Origin of the sequence: Microcoleus sp. FACHB-SPT15 (assembly GCF_014849525.1) — a bacterium.
Classification (GTDB): domain Bacteria; phylum Cyanobacteriota; class Cyanobacteriia; order Cyanobacteriales; family Coleofasciculaceae; genus Symplocastrum; species Symplocastrum torsivum.
The window spans coordinates 1-26,235 of the sequence record NZ_JACJNU010000035.1; the positions used below are offsets into that span (position 1 = coordinate 1).

Sequence of the window (26,235 nt, forward strand, 5' to 3'; positions counted from 1 at the left end):
GTTGCTCGGCTTTCACGAGTTAATTCATGCCATGAATCAATTTCAACCTTTTTTTCCTGATGGATAGTTTGGCTTTCTTGTTACTTCGTATTTCGGAGAGTGACAGAAGAGGGTTATTTTTTGGATTTTTGGCTATCCGAAAATCTAGCTATTAAAGTTTTTGGCTCTTCACCTTGCTGGAGCTGCACCCAAAATTCAAGCAACTCCTGTACCAGTTCAGAGAAGTCCTGCTTTTCTCCTTGTTCCTCTTTATCCAAAAGCAGCCGCTTTACCTGAAGGTGAGTTTTCTTTTTGATGTAGGCGATCGCAGAGATAAACTCCGGATCTGATTTCTTACCTCGCGGTCTTCCACGTTTGGGGGATTCAGCTTCGGTTTCTGGCGAAGATTCTAATTCCCTTAGTGGCTGGGGTGAAGTTATTGGTGTTGGTGGCACTTCCGAATCAGGTTGACCAACTACCTCGAAAATTCGATGGAAGGCATTATCTTTTTCTGTCATCACAACTCTTTGCAAACCTGCTGATAATCCTTCCAGGCAATGCCAGCATTCCGGTCTTTCACCTCAGAGACAGGACAGCCCTCTAAAGCGGCTGTTTCGTAGCAAGCAAATCGCCTGATCCAGTGCTTGAATAATGGCAATCCCTGTGATTCTAGGGCTTCCTTTGCTCGTTCCCCTGTTTTGCGGGGTTTAGGTGGAACGACCGTCAGTAGAATCCGAAATTTAGTAGCATCCAGTTTTTTGAGAACCAGCACTGTTTGAAACAAAGCATCTAAGGCTAGAGCATCTGGAGTCGTCGGTAGAATCAGCAAATCACCTCGCACGAGATTTTGCAGGTCTTCTTCCGATGGTCGGGCTTGAGTGTCGATCACAATATGGTCAGGTTTGTTATTGACTAGACGGTACGGAGCCTGCCGCTCATCAACCACTTCAAAGGGCAACCTGCCCCGTTTTGCCCAACCCGTAGCACTGCGATTAGGGTCACCATCAATTAGAATCACGCTGCCCTGATCTTTTAGATAGGCAGCTAGATGCACCGCACTGGTGGTCTTAGCCACACCACCTTTGAATGAAGCTACTGTGATGATCATGGTTGCTAGCGTTTCGCACTAACCCGCTTGATGTCCTGCCAAAATACCATATTTTCATAAGGTCAGCTTACCAGTTATTCAAATAATTGAATAAGCAGCTATTTAGATTTTTGGATATCCAGTTAACCGAAAGTCTCATCTAATAGTCAATTGTCTTTCTATTAAGTTTCGTTACTTACTAGATAAAAGTTCTGATTGACGCTGAGGAATTAAGGTTGCACATCAATTAGCTTTAAGCAAGACATCTGAAGAGAGCTAGTTGTTGGTTAGTTACTTCTAAAGCTAGGACATCAATCAGGGATGCGAGTATGGCGGCTTATCTTCTAAGGAATTGGCAATTAGGGATAGTAGGGTTCTTGACAATTAGTGGAGTACTCACATCTGGAGCCGACCGTACCTTAGCTCAGATTACACCTGATGCGACTTTGGGGGCTGAAGGTTCTGTTGTTACTCCCGGTGTTGATGTCGGTGGTCAGGCGGCTGACCGGATTGATGGTGGGGCAACACGAGGGATAAACCTGTTCCACAGTTTCTTTGAGTTCAATGTGGGAGAAGGACAGCGGGTTTATTTTGCTAACCCAGTCGGGATTGAGAACATTCTGACGCGGGTAACAGGCACTAACGCTTCCAATATTTTAGGAACGCTTGGTCTCACTGGCGGCACGACTAACCTATTTCTGATTAATCCGAATGGGATTATCTTTGGGTCTAACGCTCGGTTAGACATTAGCGGTTCGTTTTTTGCCAGTACAGCGAGTAGTTTCGAGTTTGCTGATGGCAGTGAGTTTAGTGCCAACAATCCGACAGCACCGCCCTTGCTGACGGTGAACGTAACTCCAGGTTTGCAGTGGGGAACGTCACAACCTGGGGCAACGATTAGCAATACGGGAAATTTAGCATCTCAACAAGACCTGATACTGGTTGCTGACAAGCTGGATTTACAGGGACAGCTACAGGCAGGGAGGGATTTGACCTTACAGGCGCAGGAGACAGTGAAAGTGCGCGACTCGCTGACAACGCCGTTTGTAGCGCTTGCGGGTGGGAATCTGACGATACAGGGAAATCAAGGCATTGACATCCTGGCACTGAATCATCCAACACAAACCCCGTTTGTCAGTGGGGGCAATCTGAGCTTAATCAGTGATGGGACGATTTCAGGGGATGCCCGCTTTAGCAGTGGAGGCAGTTTTTCAATTTCTTCTGTATCGGGGGGACTGGTAAACTTTGTCAGCTTATATGACCCGATTGTCAGTGCCGAGGGGGATGTGGATGTGGCGGCTAACTATACAGGAGCATCGCTGTTGGTGGAAGCAACAGGTAATATTCGCTTCCAGGGTGATATCAATATCACAGGACCCGATACTAGCACTTTGCCGCCTGGACTCGATACGGCAACGCTGAGTAATGGTTCGGCATTAATTATGCGCTCCGGGCAGGAGACTCTGGCTTATGGGGGTGTTAATACAGATGCAGTACCTAATTCTGGTACGGGAGCTGTGCCAGAGGGAATAACGATTGGTGGAGATGTTGTTGTACAGCCGTTTAATGGGATTGGGGGGATAGTTAGCCTAACGGCAGCATCGGGGAATGTGAGTACCCAACTCATTAGCACTAATGGACAACAGTCCTGGAACTTTATCAACGCCACCAATGGGGGAGCGATTCGCCTTAAGGCTTCCAACGGCAGCGTTATCACTGGCGATTTGTTGTCTTACTCGCGCACTCGTCGTGGCGATGCCGCAGCAAATGGGGGAGCAATTAGCCTTGAAGCTGCCAACGACATCAATATCAATGGTGATTTGAATTCTGGCTCGTACTCTACTTATGGCGATGCTGGTAATGGGGGAACAATTCGCCTTGAAGCTTCCAACGACATCAATATCACTGGCGATTTGTTGTCTTACTCGCGCACTCGTCGTGGCGATGCCGCAGCAAATGGGGGAGCAATTAGCCTTGAGGCGACCAACGGCAGCATTACCACTGGTCTTTTGTCCTCTTCCTCAGTCTCTGTCTCTGGTTCTGGCAATGCCGCGAATGGGGGAGCAATTAGCCTTGAGGCTTCCAACGACATCAATATCAATGGTGGTTTGGATTCTTACTCATCCTCAGTTAAATTTGGCGATGCTGGTAGTGGGGGAGCGATTCACCTTGAGGCGACCAACGGCAGCATTAACACTGGCGAATTGTATTCTTACTCGTCCTCTAAATTTGGCGATGCTGGTAGTGGGGGAGCGATTCACCTTGAGGCGACCAACGGCAGCATTAACACTGGCGAATTGTATTCTTACTCGTCCTCTAATGGTGGTTCCTCTGGCAATGCCGGGAATGGGGGAGCAATTAGCCTTGAAGCTGCCAACGACATCAATATCAATGGTGGTTTGGACTCTTATGCGTACTCTTTTTCTCGCAAAGCCGGGAATGGGGGAGCAATTAGCCTTAAAGCGGCTAACGGCAGCATTAATACTAACTCTTTGTACTCTTACTCATACTCTGGTTCTCTTTCGTCATCTAATTCAGGCGGAGGGAATGGGGGAGCAATTAGCATTGAAGCGGCAAACGACATCAATATCACTGGCGATTTGTACTCTTACTCACTCTCTCAATCTGGCGATGGAGGGAATGGGGGAGCAATTAGCATTGAAGCGGTCAACGGCAGCGTCATCACTGACTCTTTGTACTCTTACTCGTACTCTAGTTCTGGCGATGGAGGGAATGGGGGAGCAATTAGCATTGAAGCGACCAACGGCAGCATTAACACTGACTCTTTGTACTCTTTCTTCTCTTACTTGTACTCGTACTTTTTTATTGGCAAAGCCGGGAATGGGGGAGCAATTAGCATTGAAGCGGCCAACGACATCAATATCACTGGCTCTTTGTCGTCTTCCTCGTACTCTTTTTTTGGCAATGCTGGGAATGGGGGAGCAATTAGCCTGACTACCACTAATGGCACAATTGCTATCAACCCCTTTGTTTACGTATCTGGTTCTGAATCCTCTCCCACAATTGATGCCTCAGGCGCTAGTGGCGGTAACATTACCCTCACTAGCCCTACGGGAATCTTCGAGCTGAAAGATGGCTTGCTCAACAGCAATGCCTCAAGTGGGAACGGCGGTAACATCCAGATTGAGGCAGCCTCGGTTTCCTTAACCAATACTGAACTGACGACTACAGCGAGTGGCGTGGGAAATGCTGGCAGCATCTCTATCTTTGCTGATGGAGAGGTTTCGCTGGACTTTAGCCGTCTGTTTACATCTTTGGAGCTAGGTGCAATAGGCAATGGGGGTGACATTACACTTGATGCAGGAGTCGTGTCTCTCACCGATGCATCCTTCATCGATACAGCTACATTTAATCAGGGAAATGCTGGTAATGTCTTAGTTAAGGTAGCTGATTCTCTTTCGCTCGACAACAATAGCGCCATATTCAGCATCACGGCTGGTATTGGTAATGGGGGCAACGTAACGGTAGAGGCTGGGGGGAGCATCTCTCTTGCCAACGGCAGTAACATCAGCACGGCTGTGAATCCGGGAGCGCTAGGCGATGGGGGTGACATTAATATCACTGCGCGAGCGCTATCCTTAACAGGTGGCTCTCAACTGGTTACGAGTACTAGTAGCAGTGGCGCAGCAGGTAACATCACTGTTAATACTACTGAAGATGTCACTATCTCTGGAGTTGACCCCAACTTCACTCTGCCTCAACCGATAAATGTATTAGTTGATAACCCTCTTCCTATAGCTGAAGTGGAGTCAAATGATGAAATAGCTCAAGCCCAGCCACTCACTCAGTTCTTCCTCAACAGTCCTAATGATGTCAATCCCAACGTGGAATTGTCCACCAGAATTCCCTACGTATCCGTGGAGGGTACAGCTATGCCCTCTGATGTTGATGGTGATGGTTTTGATAATGATTACTACGCCTTTGAAGTAACAGCAGCAGGAACTCGGGCGATTTTCGATATTGATGGACCTGTGCACGATACCTTCAAAAGCCTCAACCTCTTAGACAGTGATGGAAACGAGCTGATATCTAATTTTGACGCTTCTCCTTCTCTGGGGGCCGGAGGAAGTACGGCTATCGGTGACCCCTATCTCAGACATACTTTCAGTGAGCCTGGTACCTACTTTATTAGGGTTGATTCATATCCGACGGGTGCTTACACTCTCAATGTTTCGCTCGAAACACCAAATGCAGCAACGAGTGTTGTCAACGGACAACTTCCAAGTGGGCTATTTGCTCAAACTGAAGGTGCTGGCGTAGCAGGGAACGTAACGATTAACACCCCTCAATTGAGTGTCTTTGATGGAGGTAATATCTCTGCCACAGCAACTGAAGCTGCCACTAGCACAGCACAAGGTGGCAGTATTGAAGTGAATGCTAATCTTGTCAACCTACAAGGCAGCAACAGCGGTTTATTTGCCCTAACAGAAGGAGCCGCACCTGCTGGTTCATTGACGTTGCAGCCCTATAACAACGAGCCAACCTTGACGGTAAATCTCCAACAAGGAGCGCAGGTATCAGCTTCTACTACTTCAAGTGGTCAAGGAGGAACTCTAACAGTCACGGCTCCTGATTCGATTACCTTGAGTGGCAATGGCTCCTTCATCGCGGCTGAAACTTCCGGTAGTGGTATCGGCGGTGACTTGACCCTGGAGACGGGAACGTTAACCGTTCGGGATGAGGCAAAAGTCACGGTCAGCAGTACCGGGACAGGCAATGCTGGTAACCTGAACATCACCGCCAACTCTGTACTACTAGACAACGGACAACTGATTGCAGAAACGGCATCGGGTGAAGGCGGCAACATTAACCTCACTGTCGAGGATTTGTTGAGTCTGCGTAACAACAGCCAGATATCTGCCCAAGCGGGTCAAAACGGCAATGGTGGCAACCTTGCTATTGATGCTCAATTAATCCTTGCCGTCCCTGGCGAAGATAGCGACATCGTTGCCGATGCCGAGATGGGTAATGGTGGGAACATTGATATCACGACTTCTGGTCTATTTGGGCTAGAGTACCGTGACCAACGCACTCCTTCAAGTGACATTACGGCTAGTTCCCGATTCGGAATATCGGGTACGGTGAATGTCAATGGGCTAGCTGTTGACCCCAGCCGAGGCTTGACCAACCTGCCAACAGCAGTCGTTGATGCCTCTAACCAAATTGACCAAACCTGTGCGGCTGGAGGGACTCTAGCGAGTAGACAGAGTAGATTTGTTGTCACAGGTTCTGGTGGCTTACCTGACTCTCCTGACCAAGCTCTTAGCCCTAATGCCGTTTGGGAAGATTTGCGTTTTGTTGACAATAGAAAGCCGTCAGAAGTACAGCAGTCTGTTTCTGTACAAGGGTTAGCGACAACTAGCAATCAATCAACAACCAACAACAGACAACCGACGATCGTAGAAGCAAAAGCGTGGGAACTTAACCAAAGAGGAGAGGTAGTACTTACGGCTAATGAGCAGACAGGTACACCTTATAGCTCTTGGCAAAAGTCAGGAACTTGTCCTCATTCTTAATGGAGCTATTAGCAACAAAACACAGGAGATAGAGATAGCGTGAAAGCTATTTACCCCGGTAGTTTTGATCCGATAACACTAGGTCATCTGGATTTAATAGAACGTTCATCAAATTTATTCAAATCGGTAATTGTTCTTGTCGCAGTTAACTCAGAGAAGCAATACTTGTTTTCTCTTGCCGAACGAATTAAATTAATTAAAAACTCGATACAGCACTTAAGAAATGTAGAAGTTGATTCATTCTCAGGCTTAACTGTTAACTACGCAAAACAGCACAATGCTAAAACTATTATTCGTGGGTTACGTGCTGTATCGGACTTTGAAAGAGAATTGCAAATGGCTCAAATCAATCACAGCCTAAAACCAGATATTGAAACACTATTTTTGGCAACGGCTAGCGAGTACAGTTTCTTGAGTAGTAGCGTTGTTAAGGAAGTTGCGAGATTTGGGGGAGCTGTAGAGCATCTTGTTCCTTTAAGTGTGGCTAAAGCATTACGGGAACATTATCAATCCTTGCTGTCTTAACTCTCCCTTCTAAAGCTAGCGTCGTGAAGGTTGATCTACTACTGCCTTCAGGATTAGTTTTTCTTCAGTTGGGGCTTTAATAAAACTACTAAATTCCGAAGACTTTTTCGGGATGGCTTATATTAGGTTGCTTTTCTAGAAAAGCCTGAACTTCATTGAGAAATTTTAGATACATTTTATCACAGGTTCTACAAGACTTCATTCTCTCCTGCCATTCTCTACGGTTCAGAAGCCCTTTCTCAATTAAATAATAAATCACCTTTTCTTTATTCCCATCGACTCTACCTGATGCTACTCCACAGATTAAGCTTGCATATCTCCAACTTACACACTCGCTTTCTAACCCTACAGATAGTGGATGCAACCAACTTCCTATCAGTTTAATCCCCAATGGTTTTACTGCTGTCTTAGGAGAAATTCTTTTGATTCCTGACTTTAAAACGAATTTAGATTTTTTCATTTTAATTTACCTTCATCTAGCTTTAATTAACAACATTTCAGTAAGCTTTCACACATCTCTAATTTCCCCCCGCCGAGAACTTATATTGCTCATAGCCACCCGACTCTTGATAGGAGTATAGAATGTTTTTGTATATCACTAATTCACCAACGAGGTTTTAAGGATTTTATTTGAGAAAACTATTAATAGTTTGTTGATTTTGAAGAACTTGAGGCAAGACATTTTCTGGTACTGGGTTAAAAGATTTCTCATTAACTTTTTCTAGTATTTTTTTTATTCCCAATAGGGTTTCTTTTGTTTCTTTATAAGCTTTTGAATTTAAATAGTATTCATAAGAATCATGATTGTTAGAAGTTTTGCCAGGTTGTAACACTTCATCTTCACGTTTTTTTTGTTCCTCAATTAATTCGTCTATCTTTTCTGAAGCTTCTTGAAATATTTCTGCCCACTCAAATACTTCCATTAAATAAGGTAATTTTTCTACTTTAACACCTCTTCTAAGAAGTCCTCGGTACCAATCACTAACTTCTTCAACTTGCTCTTTCACTGGTACAGGGATTCTTATATGAGTAGATTCGTAGAGCGCTTTAGGTGCGCCTGTTTTTTTTGAAGTTCTCTTTAAGCTCATATTTGCTAATACTGAGAATGTTACCAATAACGTTAACTTTAACATATTTAGTCTTGTATAGGCAAGCATCTGAGCGACTACGAGAATGTAGCGAATGCGTAAAATAAATCAATTTATATTTTAAAAATGTAGAGCTTTAAAGTTAGTGAAGACCACGAGTAAAGCAACTTCTCCTTTACGTAGGTAGACTTTTAAAAGGATAAAGAGGCAATTTTGAGTACACTCAACTTTCAGCGTACATTCCAATTAAATTACGGTTGAAAACAGAAGAGTTACTGCTTAAGCAAAGAATTGCTAAAGCACAGCTAAGCGGACTACATCTAAGCGATTTAATCGAAGAACTATTAACTGATTGGGTTGATGGTCAAAGTTAATTTCTATCCTTTTGAAAGAGAGATAATATCCCGGTATTTTTTATGCTACCGGGAAGCTCGGTTTTGATGGCACGGGGCAGAGGAAGGGGTATCATTTGTCACCCAGTTGATGATTGATACTGGCAACCTTTAACTTATTGACCATCTCTTCTAGTCTCAAAGTGAATCGCTAGATATCTTTCTGCTGATATGCGATCGCGTAGAGCCAGAGATTTTGCTACATCCCGCACAATTGGCGGCAAGTGCTTAGGAATCAATACTGATTGTGATTCGTGAACTGGGGAAGATGGTTGGGCTAATGGAATTGTTTTTGTCATGGCTTCCTCAACTCTGTTAGCAATACTGGCTTCTCGAATAAGTCAAGATTGGCGTAATCACCATCAATGGCAGTAATTTCAAAGGGGGCAAATTGTTCGCAAGGTGCAGGACATTTAGACCAATAGACGTGATCACCTACTTTGAAGCTTGCTTTTAGCTCATCCAATTCAGCTTCCCATTCTTTTTTCTGCTGTTGTTTTTGAGGGGGTAGACCCTTACAAGCCTCAGTTTTGGCTGAGGGGTAGTTGCTCAAGGCATTAAGCACAAGACATACCATGCTCATGCTGGTGCAATGTAATAAACACTCTCTCAATTCATTTATGGTTGCTTCGTCTACTTCTTGATCAACCAATGTGGAGTCATTTTGCTCTGAGGGCATCGGCTGATCTAATTGTTCTGGTTCCTCGTCATTGCTTAGGGAATTTAGGGAAGGGTTAGGGAAGGCATTCCCTAAGGTATTTCCTAAGTCTGTGTTGCTCTGTGTGTCTGCCTCACAGCAATCTTGAGGAGTATTTAGGGAGGCTTCGGGAAGATAACCCCCCTCTAAAGATGATTCACTATCACCTTCATCAATCTGAGTAGCTACGTCGTTTAGGGAACTTAGGAAAGGGTTAGGGAAGGGGGTACCTACGTTATTCCCTAAGTCTGTGTTGCCCTCTGTAATTACATCAGAGCAATTTTGAGGAGTATTTAGGGAGGCTTCGGGAAGATACCCCCCTTCTAAAGATGATTCAGTATCAACTTCATTATTCTGATCAACTACTTCTTCTCTTAAGAAAGAGTTAGAGACACCTTTTCCTAAGTTCCCTAAGTTATCTTCAAACCTTTGTTTTTCAGGGTTTTCAGCGTAGGGAACATCCTTACCTAAGTCTTCCCTAACCTTACCTAAGTTCCCTAACTCATCTTTAGGTGGAGGTGGACTGTTATCATCGTTATTGTTATCACACCTCCAGTGATACTCTAAACGATTGCCAGCATTTCGAGTGCGTCCAAATCCTTGTTTTACTGCTTCGATCATGCAATCTCGTGCTTGTTGAGCCGAGGGGCGTTTTTTGACAGCAAACAATTCTCGGTACTGCTGCGCCTTAATCCAGCCATCCTTACCATTGGTATCGAGACGCTTAGACAAGTCAATCAGCTTCACGATACCTGGTGCTAATCCCTCTTCATCAGAAAAGCTATGTACTAGCTTTACTTGACCGATGTAGAACTTAGCCAGCGCGATCGCCATTTCCATGATGACCAACGGTATCTCCTCCGATGGGCAGCTTTTACCAGCAGCGAGTTCCCAAAGGACGTGCAGATTAAGTGCCAAGCGCCCGATATATCCTTCCATCTTCGAGTACACAGCCCTCATGCCTGGTCTGGGGTGAGTTACTCGGAGCTTCTCAAGCTGATTGTAGATTCGCTGGTATCGCTTAAAAGCTTTACGAGATAGGCGATATTCCATTTCTGGTAGCTGATCAATTTGGCGATAAAATCCAGCAATGCGATCATGTATTTGAACAAATTGCCCATCATCATCGGATAGAGTCGCAGCCACCAGGGGCTGATTGATAAACAGAAATCGTGCCCACTGACCATCCGGATCAGAGCAATCGGCAATGTGATTCTTCAGAACCTCTGGCTGAATTGTGCCAAAGATTGAAAGGTTAATATTTCGGAGATCAACCTTGATGCCACTAGCCCTCAATACAGTTTGACCTCTGCCGTCGAAGTAGGAGAGTATATCTTGCTTGTCACTACCTCTTCCACCACGGTAGGAATTGGCACTACTGAATAAGCCGGATAGTTCATCAATAAGAGCTAACAAGGCTTTATCCGGTGCTTTGCTAGCTTGTACCGGGATAGCTTCACCTGTAGCATTCGTGAGATAGTACAGCGTAGGATCTTTAGGTTCCTCTGGCTTTTTACCCTTCTTCCCAGATTTCTCCCATAACTCTACTGCCGCCTCATATTCCTCCATTGCCGCTTTGTGAGCATCGATCTTTTCTTGGCGTAATTCATTCAATGGATCAAGGATGATATTGTCAAGAATCGGTGATTTTTTTTGCCCCGAATCAGATACCAGCGCAGAAAAGATAATAGGAGGCACACGGAACCTTTGATTCCGATGAATCACCAGTTTCGTGCCGACCTTGTGTAGGCTTGATACACCAGTTAACAGTGCTGTAAAAGCGGATTCAGGGCGTATGGAGAGCCAACTGCACCAAAGTTTGAGCGGAGTGGCTAACGCCTCTGGAAGGTAATCCTGTAAATCAAGGGATTGATCACCTAAGTTGAGGAGATTTTCTACTTGAGCTTGATTATCGCCACGATCAATCTCTAGATCAGATTCCGCAAGCCTTTCATAGTAAAGTGTTCTGAGTTCATGGGTGTAGATTTGGCTAGCAGCAGAAAGGCGGTTTAGTTGTCCGGTTAGGTAAGAGCCGGTTGCACCTTGAGCGATAAGCTCATCAATTTTTTCCGTAACCTGCTCAAGGGTTAAGGAGTCAAAACCAGGGGGGAGGGCAACTTTACTACCCTTATCACCTTTAGACCCGCCAGAATTTTGATGATTGTCGTTGGTAGTATAAGGTTTAAAATCCGGCACTACGACCCCAACTTCAGCCGCCAGTTCTTTTACCAGCTCTACGAATTCAGAACCACGAGGGGAGCCGTTTCCACCTGCTAAACGATGGCGATACTCAATTACACTTCCCCCAATCTCACACGCTGGACAACGCCAAACAGGGGAACCATCTTTAATTTCGGTGTAAAAGGCTGTACCTGATTGAGAATCGTGCCACGGGCAGTTGCCCTTCAGTTTGCTGCCATGCTGTTTAAAATCATGTCCGTGCCAGCTAAATGCACGATCCAAAGATAGTCGAGGGTAGATTTCTATTCTAAGCAGGTCTGTTAGGGTGGTGCCGCCTGTCCAGTCATTTACCGTTGAGCGGGGTTTAACTTCAGTTTTCTTTTTGACTGGGTACAATCCAATGTCTTCCGGCTGATCAATTGTGGGAGGATATTCCGACCATTGCACCCACTGATAAGCCTTGCCTGTTACACCAACGGTAGGGGGTAGTAAGGTGTGCCCACCATTTTTAGAGAGCAGTTCCCCAACATGATGAGAACCATCAGCCTTGAGGCTAAAACCTGAATTAGCTTTGAAGTTCTCCGGCTCTTGGTTAAAGGCTACTAGAAAGCGATAACCACCGCTTGGAGTGCGGAACATCGGAGCATCTTTCAGTAGTGGATACTGTTCAACCCATTCTGCAATAGCGCGATCGCATTCTTCAGGGCTAGCAAAATCTTTCTGATCAAAGTCGATCCATCCAAGCCAGTGCTTACCATTCCATCCGCCCAGTGTTCCAACGCCAGTTTTAGGATTCTGGAACCAAGCTTTGTAGATCTCTTCAATCGGTTGGGTATTCTGCCATTGCTTCCAGTTAACAGTCTTTAGATATTTACCATCTAAGAAACAAGGCTGCTTAGGGTCTTTTCCCTGTTTTGCTGCTTCAATAGGGCATTCTGGCAAGGGTGGGCGACCAAGAGCCAACAACCAATTAAGTGTTTCTTGGACGTTTTGAGGAGGCTTCTTAGTGAAGTTTGTGACCATTACAGCACCTCCTCAACAGCGTTCAAGTGAGCAACAACGGAAATATTGTCAGTCCGTCTAGCTTTCTTGAACCCCCTGAGATTGCTAGAATTTGAGGAAAAGTCATATTTTTTTTGCAAATCATTAAGTAAATAGCTTAATTTATGGATGATCATAGAGAAGTATCTTGCTGCCCCGTACTCATGTAGCACGGGTGGTAGATCCCTCAGCACTGGAGGAGTCTCGCAATCTACAACCAGTGCGTGGGGGGGTGAATATAAAAATCAGAAGGCTCAGTAGTAAGTATCTGCTGAGCCTTCTGATATTTTCCTCCTAAAAAGGGGGATTTGGAACGCTCACTTCTATTCAATTTGGACGCATTGCGGCTGAAACCCTTACGGTTCCAGGTAACTAAAAAAAAGGCAGCACTGGCTACGTTGAGAATTACCCTTGATGCAGGATCTTTGCACGTTACTTGGCAGCACGGATAACCTCGACCTTGTTGCCTGATACAGTCTCATAGATTTTATCTCCTTTGATATGCCTCATTTTTCCTCCAACTCCTCTATGTAAATTGCTGAGTAGTCTCGCATAATCATCAATGTAGTTTTTCCAAGCTTTTCTAAATATCCTAATAACGCTTGCAAGATCATCTTTTTTTCCTTGAATTTTAATTTGTGCAATCAATGTAGAAAATTCGATCAATCTGTATAAATCCCCTGAATCGAGAGGGTAAGGATTCTCTTTTTGTTTAAGCATCTTAAGTTCTTCTCGCATCTTCCTTTCTTTAGTATCTCTATTAGGCAAAGCTTGCAAATATCCTAGTACACTTCTTTGTCCTTTATTATAATTAAATTGCTGATCATCAGGTAAAACGTAGGCAACAAAAATCAATTCAGGAAATACTGCACAGAATAATTCACTTAATTCTTGTTCTAAACATAAATACTTAAACCATTCATCAGCATCTTTATAAATTCTAAAAGTTTTTTCTAAATAATCTAATTGATACAAGGTATCGATTACATCCAAAACTGCTTTAGCTAAGCAAAACATAGAGTAAAGGAAATATCCAAAAGGCTTAGCAGCTTTAGATTCCTCTGTTTTATTAAGGGGGAAATTTACTAACCGAAGTGCTGCTCTACGCTGAAAAGCCCACCACAAAGCACTTTCCCAGCCGTAAACTGAAGAAAGAAATGCATCTTTCTGTATTTCCCTTGCATCTTGAATAGGCTGAAGATTGCTTAATAAATCAATAGTAGTTAGTAATTTTAAGCAATCTTCAGGTATTTCGATTTTCATTGTCCCATTGCCAAAGTCAAATGTTATTATTGTTGACATACATAATATTCCGCTAAGTACCTCTGCCGCAAACAGAGGTATTCTTATAAAACTAGTACAATTTTACTACGAAGTAAGAGATTGTTGCTATTAGCAAGAAAAATAATTTGATATCAAACAAATTATTTTTGCCGTTTCCTACCACTAACTTAGTGAATTACTCAACCATAACATTGTAGTTACTTATACTGTTGTCACTTCTATTTTTGCCTCTTTTGGCTTCCCCTCAGATACTTTAATATTTGGCTGCTCCAATATTAAAGCTCCACAAATTGGTTCACCCCCCCCCGGCGATCGCGGCTACCCAAGTGGGATAGTTCGCCTGTGCTTCTTCAAGTTTCTTAAAGACTTTGGGCTTTACTTTGACTCTGACTAGCTGACCGTCGTAGTCAAGATCGAATTGTTTCTAGCCATTCTCAACGTTTTCGTTTTCTGGAAATTCATTGATCTTGATGGTGAGTTCTAGTTTTCCTTGTGTTTGCATGGGATAGAGTAGCTCCTGATCTTGAATGTTATAAAAGTCCGACCAATTGAACCGTAGCAGCATCAATGACCCGTTGCAAGAATACGTGGTAGTTACGTCAGTGGTCATAAAAAATATGGATGGTTTCAAGGCTACCTCAAGGCAACTTAAAGCCACCTCAAATCTACTTAAAGGCAACCTAAAGCCACCTCAAATCTACTTAAAGGCAACTTAAAGCCACCTCAAATCTACTTAAAGGCAACTTAAAGGTCACTTAAAATTCAGTGACCTTTAAGTTGCCTTTAAGTTGCCCTTAGGTAAAACTTGAACCTTATCTAGACCTGGTTTTCCTTCAAAGTCCTACTATACAAGGATTCTGCTCCATTCGAGTTTCACCTCAAGGCAACTTAAAGTTCACCTCAAATCTACTTAAAGGCAACTTAAAGTTCACCTCAAGGCGGCTTCACTTTAAGTTCAAGAGTATCCTGGAACCAGGAAAGTAAAAACTTGAAGTAAGCTTGCTGGATATCTTTGTGATCCACGTCCCAGTAGACAGCTCAAAACTTAGGCGAGTGTGTTGAACCGATCAAGGGTCGTTTCCTGATTCACCCCTGACCTCAATACCGTAATCAGTAAATAGACCAGCAATAGATATATTTAAGGCTTTCGCTAGCTTTTCAATATTTTCTAAGGAAGGATTGCGCTCTCCTCTCTCAATATCTGAGATGTAGGTACGGTGGAGATTAGCCCTTTCCGCCAGTTCCTCTTGAGAAAAATCCAATTCTCGCCGTCGCCGCCTAATGGCTTTCCCAAAGCGTCGATTGATGCCCGATTGATCTTCTTGCTTCACGGCATCATGGTCGGGGAATGCAGACCCTAAGTCTATAGACAATAAATGACACTTTGTAGGCTATAAGTGTAAAAGTACGCAAGAGTAGTAGATACAAGCAGGAACGAACTCAACCTACAACTGACAAATTTATGTCTATTGTCCATTCTGACCCAGCTTCAACACCCTCACGAATCACTGACCGAAAAGCAATCTATGAGCAGGCACTCCATGACTTTGCGATTACAGATCTGCTTGCTCAGCTACAAAATAGACAGCCAATCACTCAACCTGAATTAGAAATGGTTGCTGCCTTGTTGATTGAGCAGCTAGCAAAAAACCTCGACTCTCATTTAGTTGCTGCCTATCTCGAAGCCATTGAGCAAGGCAATCGCGAAATAATTCCTGACCCCATTAGTGTGGAATATCCTAAATCCACCGAACTCCCGGCTAATTTTCCTACTGCTGCTCCTGATCCTCGCTTCAATTATGGCGATCGCATACGTCTGTGTTTTGTCCCGATCAATGGTGAGACAGAAGGCGAAACAGATACAGGGCAATGCATTGGGCGTTACTATGCGTATGCGCCTCATCACTGTGAGTGGATGTGGAAGTATGTAATTTGGTTCGACAAGGAATCAGTAAGTGCCTCTTGGTGCGTTGCCACAACCGCTTGGGAGGATCAGCTAAAACCTTTACCCCAAGAGGAGTTGGTATGAGAAACGGACGCTCTTTTGGGGAATGGGAACAACAACTACTTGAACGCTTTGCCAATCGTCGTCCCTTGGCACTAACACCTCAACAACTGGCAGAAAAATGGCCAGGGATTAGTCGTAATCAAATAGCAATGCTGTGCCAAACCGATATATCGCGTGTCAACCGCTGGCTCACTCAAGGACGAAGTCAGGAAAAACCGAGTCCTTACTACTCGCAAACTCTTGCACTGTTTGATATCTTCTTAGAGTTTCACGAACAGCTTCCAGCACCTTTGATTAGTCGATATTGTGATTGTGACTAACACAGAGCCAGCTACTCTTATATGTTTTCTTTCGCCTAAGATGTGGTGTTTGATCCATAGCTTTTTCAAAAAGTCAATGCCCGGACAGCATAGACATTAGCTAGCTGTTGATGGGAGGCTATTTTTGGCTGTGATTATCTAGCGAATTAAGCCTCCTCCCATTAACTTTATGGCTGACAAATCCTATTTAGAAAAATTACTGGCTCCTTATGCCAAGGCTCCGGTTTATTATCCAGATACCCTAGAGCCAGATATCATTAATTACATGAAAAAAAAAACATAATACGATGGCGAAATGTTCCGAAGCCTTTGATGCGTGGTTACATCTTATCGAAGGAAATACTAGGGTTATTTATACGGTATTAGTAAAAAATAATATTCCTGCAATAGTAAAACATGGAAGTTTAGATTGGAGGAATAGAGGTGATGTTCCTCCTCCCCTTACTCTTCATTGGTGGATAGATGTAGACCCTTACCGTATTGATTATAGAGGAAGAGATTGGTATAATTTCAATCCTTCAAATAAATCCATAATTGAACAAGTTCCTTATGGAGTTTTTCTTCCTAGTGATTTTCCCCTCGTTTCCTATAAATTTGAAAGAGTTGAAGAACTTCCTCCCTTGAGATTAAGAGGTTGAGTAGGTTTCACCTTGAATTACAGAGTTAAAACTTGCTTTTTTCAGTAAAAGGATGCATTTCTTCTGTTGTTAAACATCCCTGAAAAATCATCACGTATCATGCTTTTTCAGGGATTTTTGCTACAATAGAAGAAGGATTATTGATACGGTTATGTCCAACCTGCGTACTGAGAATTTTCCTGAACTAGAATCTATCTACGCTGATATCAAAACCTTTATTCAGCAATGTAAGCGCTTAGAGGATAAGATTATTGCTTCTGGCTTACAGAAGATAGCAAAAAGTATTGGTAGAATTGTAAACTATCAAGCAAACAATCGAGATTACTGGAATCACATAAGTAGCGCTGCTACCGCTATTAATTGCTTAATTAATTTATATGAGTGGCGGCTTTGCAACGCAGTTAAAAAAACGCTTTCTAATCTATTTGATCGTTTAGCTGCTATCCTTCCTGATGATTTTCAACTCAATCTATTTGAAGCTTCTGAAGAGTTTGGCTGGAACCGGGTACCAGAGGAAGAAAGCACTTCACCTAAAACTAATGAGCCTTGGTTCTCTTTAATAAAAAAACTAGCCACCATTCAATCACCACATTGGCTCGTTCAGTTGTTGAAAAGAAATTGGGTGTCGCCATTTCAAGGTAAACAGCTAACATTTGCTGATACTCTTGTGTAGTTATAACTTTCACTCCTAAGTTATAACTACAGGACAGTTTCGCTCAATCTCCTGAACAGACTCCAAACTGTTTAAATACCTCACGAAATCTAGCGGGATTTTTACCAAAGTACGAAAGCAGTACACCAAACGTAGCTGACTTATCAGCATCTCCAAAGCGGTGATAGCCTTCAGCAAAGCAGAGTGACTGTGCATTTTGGCGCAGTTGCTTATACCAGTTAGTTCGGGTATCGCTTTTGGTTAAGACAATAGCTTCGGTGACTCTACCGCTATCAATCTCAGTCATCAGTTTCTTGAGGAACTTTGATACTTCCGAGAACGGAGGATTAAGAAACACCCGCCCAGCCCACTCATGCTTCAGGGCATCATCCTCAAGAGTCAGGTGATGACTTGCTGGAACATTGGGATTATCTCTACTATTACTGGCAGGATCTAAGTCAATGCCACCCATACAATCCACTACTGCTTTTAAGAAGTACTTAGGGGTGTAATGCTCATCTGATTTGGCAGTGATGAACTTCTCATGTTTTCCTCTGGGAACCTTCTGTGCGATCACGGATTCTATCTTTAGCCGCTGTTCACTAGTAAGGCTCAATTTATCCAAGCCAGACTTTACCTGCATCCAAAAGACTTCTCGCTCAGGCTTACTTGGCTTGAGAACTACACAGCCTAAATACTTTGCCGTCTCTTTTTTTAAACCACCTTCTAAATAGCTGTGCCTTAAGTGGCATCTTAAGCTATTTGCTCTTTTTCCTTTGTACTCCCTCCAAGTGATAAACATACTAAAAAGAATGCGGTATATAAATGTACCTATAGTTTAGCCTTTTTTACTGTCTTTAAAGAATATATATGCTTAAAAGAATGCGGTATACAAATATACCTCTGTTCCAACAGACATTAGTTGCGATGTTATGCGTACCGCTGCACTTTTATTATTGAATTTTGGATAACTAAGAAAGAGCCGGGAAGTCAAGTGAAGGGTAAGATGGTGGACGCTCTCCTCAAGCAACACTGTAGATGACAGCAGCGGTCAAGATCCAGCCTCAAGGTTTTAGCGTACAGTACCCAAAAACTCAATGGCGAGTTAGCTTTGTTGAGGACTCTGCTGGTAAGTTCCGGTTTCTGCTGTCTGGTCAAAACTTCAAATTTGAGCCACGCGCTCGCTACCGCTATCCAAGCCATGACGACGCGAGACGAGCTGCCCACTGTTTTCTCGAACTCATGAAGCGGTTGGAACGTTCCCGAATGAAGCTGAGCATTCTGGCTGAGATAGGCATCCTCAAGTTCCCACAAGAGACTTATCGCCAACACGAGCTATGGTTAATTGTTGATCGCACTCGCTACACCTGGGAAGCCATTACAGCCAGCGGATTCTGCTGGCGATCGCAGCGCTGGTACAAGCAGCCGGATACAGCTATCGTCAAAGCTAGGATACACATTGATCGGGAACTGGCAGTTTCTCAAATCCGAGGTGTTGTGGGGTGGGTTTAATCTTGTAACCTAACCTGCTGAAGCTCTTCGGTGTAAGTCCTCAATCACTGGGATACTTCTAGTCGCAAGCTTCCCTTTGGTGTTACCTTTGCGGATCAGAAGCTCTGGTCTAACTTTCCCTTTGCTGTAGACATCATTAACGTTAAGGGTACAGGCTTCATTGATGCGACAACAGCAGTAGAGACAGATCCCGAACAAAGCGTGATCGCGTGAAGTCTGCAATCATTGGCGAAAAAGCAACTGGATTTCAGATTGGGTGAGAATCTTGGCTTGCCCGTGTCGGTCGATTTTCATCCCCTGATGATCTAAAGCAATGATTTATCAAATTACACTAATTTTGTAATACGAGTAATATTTAAAAATTATGCGTATTACTTAAAGGAAAGTAGTGATTGATTTAAAACTTGATAGTGATTCTAATCACTAAAGATCTAAATGAAAGACCGCCATAATCTATAGGGATTTACGAAGTTCTTATTCAACAACGCCTAATGCTGCTGATGGAGTTATTCGCTTCAAAAAGCACAAAGGGTAGGAGAGCTATCAGCAAATAAAGCTTAAGTCTGGATAAACACATGATTGATAATCGTCGTGCTATCAACACAAGTGGTGGTAATTATAACGAACGAATAGAAGGTAATTACGTCCAAGGTAACTATTACGCAGGCAGTCAACAGAAGAGTATTGATGAAATCGCCGCTGAAATTCAGCAATTACTCGAACAGCTGGATAAGTTTTATCCAACAGACACCACTACTGGAAAGATGGCACTTGCTACTGAAGCAATGAGCCGCATTGAGAGTAACTCTAGCTTGGCTGAACGAATAATTAGTGCGTTGCAGGCTGGTAGTATTGAAGCCATTGCACAGCTCCTCAACCATCCTGCTACTAGCTTTGTGATCGGTGCGTTAGAAGATTGGAAAAAAACTAAGAAAATTTGACCATACTTCTTTTAGGTTCTTAGTTATATCAGAAACCGAATTATGAAAAGCAAAGGGTAGTAGATGTTTTTCTGGTTTCATCTACCCAGTCAGTGGTTTTCAGCAAGACAAAAGTTCCAGTACTATTCCGGTTTATTACTCGCTGTAGCTGCTAGTTTAATTGCCCTATGGGGCTTAATTATACTATTTTGTAAACCTGGGACTTGGGTACAACCTATTAAAATTATTGCTCTTTCTCGCCTAACCACTGGTGTGTGCGTAATGGCAATTGGTGGAACTCTTATGTATTCGTCCCGATATCGTCAACGCAAATTAAAGAGAGAGCCTATCGGCATCGAGAATGGTATTGATGATTGCAACATTGATGATGGTAATTCTACTTCTACTATTAATACAAGAGGCGGTAACTATAACGAATCTGTAGAAGGGAACTACATACAAGGTGACTACAACTACATCACAATACAAGGTGATCGCATCAGAATAAGTTCAAACTTCTCTGAGGTGGCTGCTCAACTCTTAAAAATTGTGATTCGCCTACAATCTGAAGGTTACAGCAAAGAAGAGGCACAACGGCTAGTTGCTCTTAATTTAGAAAATCAAGCTAAAGATAAGCCTTCTGTCAAAGAAAAGTTGTGCTGTTGGAATCAAGTTATCGGTAAGACTAGTAATGAAAGTTCTCTGTTTGAAGCAGCCACAGCAGTTGTTCAAGCTGCTACCGAAACTTCTTTGTCTGTACCTGCTACCGAAATTATTCAAGCGGCTCCTGTTTCTAATACTAATTTTCTCAACTTGCTTCTAAGAGAACCTGTAGAATATCAGCAATTAGAAGACCTTCTTGAATCTGGGCAATGGCAAAAGGCTGATATAGTTACGGCATCACTTATACTGAAACCCTTATCACAAAAAATTGGTCACAATCAAAAGCTAACAGATCATATCGGAAAGTACATAAAAGAAGACTTTCCTGGTGAAAACTTACGCTCTATAAATAGTCTCTGGCTCCGATATACTGAAGGGCGCTTCGGTTTTAGTGTTCAAAAGGATATATGGAGAGAAGTTAACAGAAATTACCCAGCTTTTGGAGAACGTGTTGGCTGGTATGAAGGCGGCTGGATATATTATACCGATATTACTTATTCTCTAAAAGCACCATCAGGTCATCTTCCTATTTTGGTATTGATAGCACCCTATCTTCATCGTTCTCGAAAGTGTGTCTCTGCAAGCAAAGCCTTAAGGCTTTTTGCCTTACGCCAATACACAATGTATTAAAGGTTATATCAGGTGGGATTATCGGTATTAAACAACGTAAAATAACGTGCGATTGATAAGTTGGCTTGATAGATACTAAAAAAACTGCATAGCTTGCCCCAGCCCCGAAACTGGTCACATAATTATGCTTATGGCTCGTATCGAGGTTTTGAGCAATTGGGTAAAGTTCTAAAACTTGCTGATTATCTCCCAGAAAACTCGTCACATAATAATTTAGATTGGCGAGAGGGATTCCGAGAACACCTAGAGGAAGATGAACGAAGTGATAACACTATCACTAGTTACTTAAGTGACTTAAATATTTTTGTTAAATGGTTTGAGAAGACTCAAGGAAACTTTGCCCCTAATCTTATCACTGCTTTAGATCTAAGAGACTATAAACGTGACCTGTTGTTAAAAAGCAAACCGGGAACGATTAACCGCAAGCTATCCGCTATTAGCACTTTTCTAATTTTTGCCAGAGACGCGGGGCTAATTCACAGCATCCCGAAAATTCCTAAGCAGGTAAAGGAGCAGCGCCCTGGTATCCGCTGGCTTAACCGCCCCGAACAGCACGGCTTGCTGCGGCGAGTGGAACGCTACGGTGAGCAGCGGGATTTAGGAGCGATTAAGGTTTTGCTTAACACTGGCTTACGAGTTAGTGAACTGGCTGATCTGCTCTGGAGTGACGTGGAAATCTCTGATCGCAAGGGAAGCTTGATTGTGCGATCGGGTAAAGGTAGTAAGCGCCGAACCATTCCTTTAAATAAAGATGCGCGATCGGGATTTCTACTGCTCGGCTACGACCAACACCAGGGAACTGATCAGCCAGTGATGGTAGGGCAGCGTGGTCGCTTGACACGTCGGGGCATTGAACACATGGTGGAGAAGTACCGGGGAGACCTTGATGGATTCTCCTGTCACTCACTGCGCCATACCTTCTGCAAAAATTTAGTTGATGGCGGCGTAGGATTAGAAAAGGTGGCGGCGCTGGCGGGACACGAATCGCTTGAAACCACCCGCCGTTACTGTCAGCCCTCGTATCACGACTTAGAGAAAGCGGTTCAGGTTATTGGTGAAGAGGAAGATTAAGCGTTAGCTAAATTCAGTAGACCAAAAACTTTTGCGATCGCAGGAGCGCGTCCACGATCCTATAGAACCCATTTGGGTTCTTTGAGGACAAGCTAAGACTCCTGTATTCGCACAGTTCCCTTACATAGGGCAAAATCTGAGTCTACTGACTTTGTTATTAAACTGATATTGATAATATTTATCCGGGATTCAATTTTCTGCATCTGTAGCTTTGTATAACTACTATTTTTATATAACCGCCATTTTCTGTAAAAGCTAATGATATTTGCTTTGTTATGGTTAGGAATATGAAGAAAATTCTGATTTTATCCGCCAATCCCGTCAATACAAGTAAGCTTCGTTTAGACGAGGAAGTACGGGAAATCCAATCTGCATTGGAGCGTTCCAGACACAGGGAAGAATTTGAACTCATTCCCCGTTTGGCTGTGAGGATTGACGATTTACGCCGCGCACTGTTAGATCACTCTCCACAAATTGTTCATTTTTCGGGTCATGGGGATGGAACGGACGGCATAGCATTGGAGGATAACTCCGGACTCGCGCAATTGGTTAGTACGGAATCGTTGAGTAATTTATTCAAGTTATTTAGAGACACAGTTGAGTGTGTGTTGCTCAATGCTTGTTATTCAGAAACTCAAGCAGAAGCAATTTACCAGCACATCAATTGTGTTATTGGCATGAAAAGTGCCATCACTGATATTGCTGCTATTCATTTTTCTAAAGCATTTTATGACACTCTTGGTGCTGGGAGAAGCTATGAAGAGGCTTTTGATTTTGGTTGTAACAATATTGACCTCAATAGCATACCAGAGTCTTTAACTCCAAAATCACGTATCAGAAATAAGTCCAAAACTTTATTCTCTAACAAGGAGCAAAAATCGGATATGACTGGAAACCGCGATATTCATATTGGTAGTGGCAATTATAACGAGCGTATTGAAGGTGACTATATCCAAGGGGATTACTACGCTACTAGCAAACAACAAAACCTTGCTGAAGTTGCTGGTGAAATTCAAAAGCTTCTAGAACAGTTAGATAAATCTTATCCTACTGATACGACGTTGGGCAAGATGCAAGTAGCTGCCGAAACTATTAAAGCTATTGAAAATAATCCAATGAGAGCAGAACGGATAACTAGTGCTTTAAAGGCTGGTGGTGTTGAGGCTTTGGCTCAACTGCTCAATCATCCTGCTGCTAGTTTTGTCATTGGTGCATTAGAGGATTGGCAGAAAACTAAGGATAGTTAAATATAGTTCTACTTTTCTTACACGTTTACTTTCCTAGACATTAAAGAGACTAACGGAGATTCAACTATGACAGAGAATAACAAGTCCGAGAATCGCCGTCTCGATATTGAAGAAGGTAATTATAACGAGCGGGTTGAGGGAGATTATGTCCAAGGAAGGAATAATTTCTTAAACAATAACTTTGTTCTTTTTGGACGCAAAGGCAGTAGTGACGCATTAACCTTAGCAAAGCGCTCTCGTATTCGACAGGACTTATTAAAACTGGTTGAGCTGGAAATTGAAACTCGGCTCAACACTTCTCTTCACAATCGAGTTTATCTTGTTTTGGAAGCCGAGCAAAATCCATCTCAGATAAAATCGCCTTGGCAGATAGAAGTGAAAGTTGGTTCTAAGCCGAAAGTTAGTTTAAAGGACACAGAGATTACTAAAGTCTTTGACCAAGCAGATGTTGCCGGTAGATTATTAATATTAGGACAACCAGGAGCTGGGAAAACTACCATGCTTCTTAAATTAGCTGAGAACTTAGTAATGCGTGCTAAAGATAACTCAGCACATTCCGTACCAGCCGTGCCAGTACTATTCTCTTTGTCTTCTTGGAAGAATGATCATCAAACTATAAAAAATTGGTTAGTTGAGCAGCTAAAAGACAAATATGGAGTGCGTCAAGATATTGGTAAACAGTTGGTAGACAATCAAGAGATTATACCTCTGCTAGATGGTTTAGATGAACTAGCAGCAACTCGTCAAGAAAAGTGTGTTCTTAGAATCAATCAGTTTTTACATCCTGGTACTTGGAATAATCCTGTAATTGTTTGTAGCCGCATTCAAGAATATGAGCGTTTTATAAGTTTACTACAGTTAAATAGTTCTGTAGAATTACACCCTTTTTCTCCTCAACAAGTTTATCAATATTTACAAAATACAGGTCACTTAAAATTATGGGAGAGTATTAGTCATGATACTGATTTAAGTGAATTAGCTAAAACACCGCTTCTGTTAAATATTATTGTACTCTCTGCTCAAGAAATATCAATAGAAACATGGCAGCAGTTTAAGTCTTCTGAGGAACGTTTAAGTTACCTATTTGATGCTTATATTCGTAGGATGCTTAAACGTCCTTATCAAAATAAACAACCTAAGCAGGAAAATACTCAACGTTGGTTAAGTTGGTTGGCACATCGATTAATTAAGGAAAAGACAACTGAGTTTTTAATTGAAAAAATGCAGCCAGATTGGTTGAAAAATAGAGCCAGAGAATTTATTTATATTGTTTTTCTATGGGAAGTTATAGTAACACTGATTTTTGGGCTAATTGGTGGGCTAATTTTTGTTGTTTGGCAAACTCCCAACCCCACTGGGGGGGTATCTTTTGGGTGGGGGTTCGGGCTAATTTTTGGGCTGACTTTAGGGCTGCTTGGTGATTTTATAGAAAATAAAATTGAAAGAACAATTGTTTTTATTAATTTAATACCTACTTTGAGTAAAACAACTATAAGTGGGCTTATTTCCGGGCTTATTTCCGGGCTTATTTATGTGCTTATTTATGGACTATTTTCTGACTATCAATTTGATAGTGATAGTGAGCTTGAGACACTAAGTGGTGGGCTATTTTTAGGGCTATTTCCAGGGCTATTTTATGGGCTAGTTGGAAATAAAATTCAGACAATTAAAACTTCTAATTTTTCTCTTAAGAAGTCTTTAAGTAATTTGAAATCTTGCCTGATTTTAGGGCTATTTTTAGGGCTATTTTCAGGGCTGATTTTTGGGCTGATTGAAGGGCTGAAATCAGGGCTATTTTCAGGGCTATTTTCAGGGCTGATTTTTGGGGCAATTTCAGGGCTATTTTCAGGGCTGATTTTTGGGCTGATTGGAGCGCTATTTTCGGGAATAGATGGGCTGGAAATTGAAAATAAAACTTCTCCAAACCAAGGTATTCGGCAATCAGTTATTAATACTATAAAAAATTCAGCAGTTAGTTCCTTATCTGCTAGTTTGATTATCTTTATAATTCAAATATTAACTCAAAAAATAAATATAATAGATAAGCTTAATAATCCAATTTCAGCTGATTGGATCGTGCCTGGAATATTATGGGGAATACTTATTGGAATATCCAGCAGCGGAATCCCTGCTATTAAGCATTTTATTCTGCGTATAATTTTGTGGTCTAGTGGCTCTATTCCTTGGAATTATGCGAGATTCCTCGATTATTGTACCAATCGCCTATTTTTGCAACGAGCTGGTGGTAGTTATCGCTTCATTCATGACCTGCTACGTCAACACTTTGCTAAGCCCTATACACAAAATTTTTACGCCCCTGTTCAATCAGTTTCAGTACAACCCTCTCCTCCACAAGTTACAAATCATACTGTCTGTAAAAATTGTGGTCATCATAATTCTGCTAGTAACAACTTTTGTATCAAGTGCGGAACCAAAAGGAATTAAGTTGAGATCAATAGCTAAAGAATGTTGTTTATTTCTTATCTCGCAAGACAGGTGACTTTTGAGAGCAAGATTCAATTCTGATTCTAAGGCTTATGCTTGTTGAGTTTTGTCAGTCAACCAGCAGCGTAGACTCAACCACTGCCATGCTCGACGCTCACTTACTTAACAAAACCGATGTTATTTTTACGACAGTTTGCCTAATTATCCCTCTTCTGTCACTCTCCGAGAATTAGAATGAAGAAATAAATACTGTAAACCTCGTGCATTGTAGGTAGGGCAATGGATGTAGAGTTACAAATCCTGAAACATTTGGCAAGA

The 26,235-nt window shown here is 42.5% G+C and carries 22 protein-coding genes; 12 read left to right on the top strand and 10 right to left on the bottom strand.

Going from position 1 to position 26,235, the window contains the following annotated elements; all coding sequences use genetic code 11:
- Window positions 1-113: 113 nt before the first annotated feature.
- Both H6F98_RS11995 and H6F98_RS12000 read right to left on the bottom strand, forming a co-directional pair.
- Window positions 114-497, bottom strand: coding sequence for a hypothetical protein (locus H6F98_RS11995; protein WP_192218924.1), 384 nt, complete (start codon window positions 495-497; stop codon window positions 114-116).
- Window positions 497-1,087, bottom strand: a complete 591-nt coding sequence (locus H6F98_RS12000) for a ParA family protein (protein ID WP_192218925.1) — start codon at window positions 1,085-1,087, stop codon at window positions 497-499. The genes H6F98_RS11995 and H6F98_RS12000 overlap by 1 nt, the downstream gene beginning before the upstream one ends.
- Window positions 1,088-1,395: 308 nt before the next feature.
- Here H6F98_RS12000 and H6F98_RS12005 point away from each other — a divergent pair, with 308 nt between their 5' ends.
- Together H6F98_RS12005 and coaD are read left to right on the top strand one after the other, a co-directional pair.
- Entirely contained in the window at window positions 1,396-6,603 is a 5,208-nt protein-coding gene (locus H6F98_RS12005) for a filamentous hemagglutinin N-terminal domain-containing protein (protein ID WP_192218926.1), read from the top strand.
- 39 nt (window positions 6,604-6,642) lie between these two features.
- Window positions 6,643-7,128 (top strand): pantetheine-phosphate adenylyltransferase, encoded by a 486-nt coding sequence (coaD, locus tag H6F98_RS12010; protein WP_192218927.1) that lies wholly within the window; start codon window positions 6,643-6,645, stop codon window positions 7,126-7,128.
- An 88-nt stretch (window positions 7,129-7,216) separates the two neighbouring features.
- On the opposite strand, the gene H6F98_RS12015 is transcribed toward coaD, so the two are convergent.
- The 7 genes from H6F98_RS12015 to H6F98_RS34045 form a co-directional block, all read right to left on the bottom strand.
- On the bottom strand, window positions 7,217-7,588 hold the full coding sequence (locus tag H6F98_RS12015; RefSeq protein ID WP_192218928.1) for a hypothetical protein: 372 nt from the start codon (window positions 7,586-7,588) through the stop codon (window positions 7,217-7,219).
- A gap of 166 nt (window positions 7,589-7,754) precedes the next feature.
- Window positions 7,755-8,261, bottom strand: coding sequence for a hypothetical protein (locus tag H6F98_RS12020; protein WP_192218929.1), 507 nt, complete (start codon window positions 8,259-8,261; stop codon window positions 7,755-7,757).
- A 463-nt stretch (window positions 8,262-8,724) separates the two neighbouring features.
- A complete protein-coding gene (locus H6F98_RS12025) occupies window positions 8,725-8,907 on the bottom strand; it encodes a hypothetical protein (protein ID WP_192218930.1) in 183 nt (60 codons plus the stop codon).
- Entirely contained in the window at window positions 8,904-12,509 is a 3,606-nt protein-coding gene (locus H6F98_RS12030) for a DUF3987 domain-containing protein (RefSeq protein ID WP_242058501.1), read from the bottom strand. The genes H6F98_RS12025 and H6F98_RS12030 overlap by 4 nt, the downstream gene beginning before the upstream one ends.
- A 450-nt stretch (window positions 12,510-12,959) precedes the next feature.
- Window positions 12,960-13,829, bottom strand: coding sequence for a hypothetical protein (locus H6F98_RS12035; RefSeq protein ID WP_192218931.1), 870 nt, complete (start codon window positions 13,827-13,829; stop codon window positions 12,960-12,962).
- Between the two features lie 406 nt (window positions 13,830-14,235).
- A complete protein-coding gene (locus tag H6F98_RS32750; RefSeq protein ID WP_199348424.1) occupies window positions 14,236-14,421 on the bottom strand; it encodes a hypothetical protein in 186 nt (61 codons plus the stop codon).
- Window positions 14,422-14,878: 457 nt separating this feature from the next.
- Window positions 14,879-15,184 carry a helix-turn-helix domain-containing protein gene (locus H6F98_RS34045; protein ID WP_199348425.1) on the bottom strand — a complete coding sequence of 102 codons (306 nt, stop codon included), beginning with the start codon at window positions 15,182-15,184 and terminating at the stop codon, window positions 14,879-14,881.
- A gap of 89 nt (window positions 15,185-15,273) precedes the next feature.
- On the opposite strand from H6F98_RS34045, the gene H6F98_RS32755 reads away from it, so the two are divergent.
- The 4 genes from H6F98_RS32755 (at window position 15,274) to H6F98_RS12065 (ending at window position 17,450) form a co-directional block, all read left to right on the top strand.
- Window positions 15,274-15,840 (top strand): hypothetical protein, encoded by a 567-nt coding sequence (locus tag H6F98_RS32755; protein WP_199348426.1) that lies wholly within the window; start codon window positions 15,274-15,276, stop codon window positions 15,838-15,840.
- Window positions 15,837-16,139, top strand: a complete 303-nt coding sequence (locus tag H6F98_RS12055) for a helix-turn-helix domain-containing protein (protein ID WP_192218932.1) — start codon at window positions 15,837-15,839, stop codon at window positions 16,137-16,139. The genes H6F98_RS32755 and H6F98_RS12055 overlap by 4 nt, the downstream gene beginning before the upstream one ends.
- 287 nt (window positions 16,140-16,426) lie before the next feature.
- The gene (locus H6F98_RS12060) at window positions 16,427-16,777 is read left to right on the top strand and encodes a hypothetical protein (protein WP_192218933.1); all 351 of its coding nucleotides are present in this window, start codon (window positions 16,427-16,429) and stop codon (window positions 16,775-16,777) included.
- 151 nt (window positions 16,778-16,928) lie between these two features.
- Window positions 16,929-17,450, top strand: a complete 522-nt coding sequence (locus H6F98_RS12065) for a hypothetical protein (protein ID WP_192218934.1) — start codon at window positions 16,929-16,931, stop codon at window positions 17,448-17,450.
- Window positions 17,451-17,493: 43 nt separating this feature from the next.
- Here H6F98_RS12065 and H6F98_RS12070 read toward each other — a convergent pair whose 3' ends face one another.
- On the bottom strand, window positions 17,494-18,231 hold the full coding sequence (locus H6F98_RS12070) for a DNA N-6-adenine-methyltransferase (RefSeq protein WP_192218935.1): 738 nt from the start codon (window positions 18,229-18,231) through the stop codon (window positions 17,494-17,496).
- A 236-nt stretch (window positions 18,232-18,467) separates the two neighbouring features.
- Here H6F98_RS12070 and H6F98_RS12075 point away from each other — a divergent pair, with 236 nt between their 5' ends.
- The 6 genes from H6F98_RS12075 to H6F98_RS12100 all read left to right on the top strand — a co-directional run bounded on the left by H6F98_RS12075 (window position 18,468) and on the right by H6F98_RS12100 (window position 25,917).
- Window positions 18,468-18,941 (top strand): hypothetical protein, encoded by a 474-nt coding sequence (locus H6F98_RS12075; protein ID WP_192218936.1) that lies wholly within the window; start codon window positions 18,468-18,470, stop codon window positions 18,939-18,941.
- A 575-nt stretch (window positions 18,942-19,516) separates the two neighbouring features.
- The gene (locus H6F98_RS12080; RefSeq protein ID WP_199348427.1) at window positions 19,517-19,882 is read left to right on the top strand and encodes a hypothetical protein; all 366 of its coding nucleotides are present in this window, start codon (window positions 19,517-19,519) and stop codon (window positions 19,880-19,882) included.
- Between the two features lie 63 nt (window positions 19,883-19,945).
- The gene (locus H6F98_RS12085) at window positions 19,946-21,154 is read left to right on the top strand and encodes a GUN4 domain-containing protein (RefSeq protein ID WP_192218937.1); all 1,209 of its coding nucleotides are present in this window, start codon (window positions 19,946-19,948) and stop codon (window positions 21,152-21,154) included.
- 93 nt (window positions 21,155-21,247) lie between these two features.
- Complete coding sequence (locus H6F98_RS12090) at window positions 21,248-22,225, top strand: tyrosine-type recombinase/integrase (RefSeq protein ID WP_199348428.1); 978 nt, start codon at window positions 21,248-21,250, stop codon at window positions 22,223-22,225.
- A 287-nt stretch (window positions 22,226-22,512) separates the two neighbouring features.
- Window positions 22,513-23,472, top strand: coding sequence for a CHAT domain-containing protein (locus H6F98_RS33495; protein WP_192218938.1), 960 nt, complete (start codon window positions 22,513-22,515; stop codon window positions 23,470-23,472).
- A gap of 66 nt (window positions 23,473-23,538) precedes the next feature.
- Window positions 23,539-25,917: an NACHT domain-containing protein gene (locus H6F98_RS12100; protein ID WP_192218939.1), complete on the top strand. Its 2,379-nt coding sequence runs from the start codon at window positions 23,539-23,541 to the stop codon at window positions 25,915-25,917.
- Window positions 25,918-26,235 lie beyond the last annotated feature (318 nt).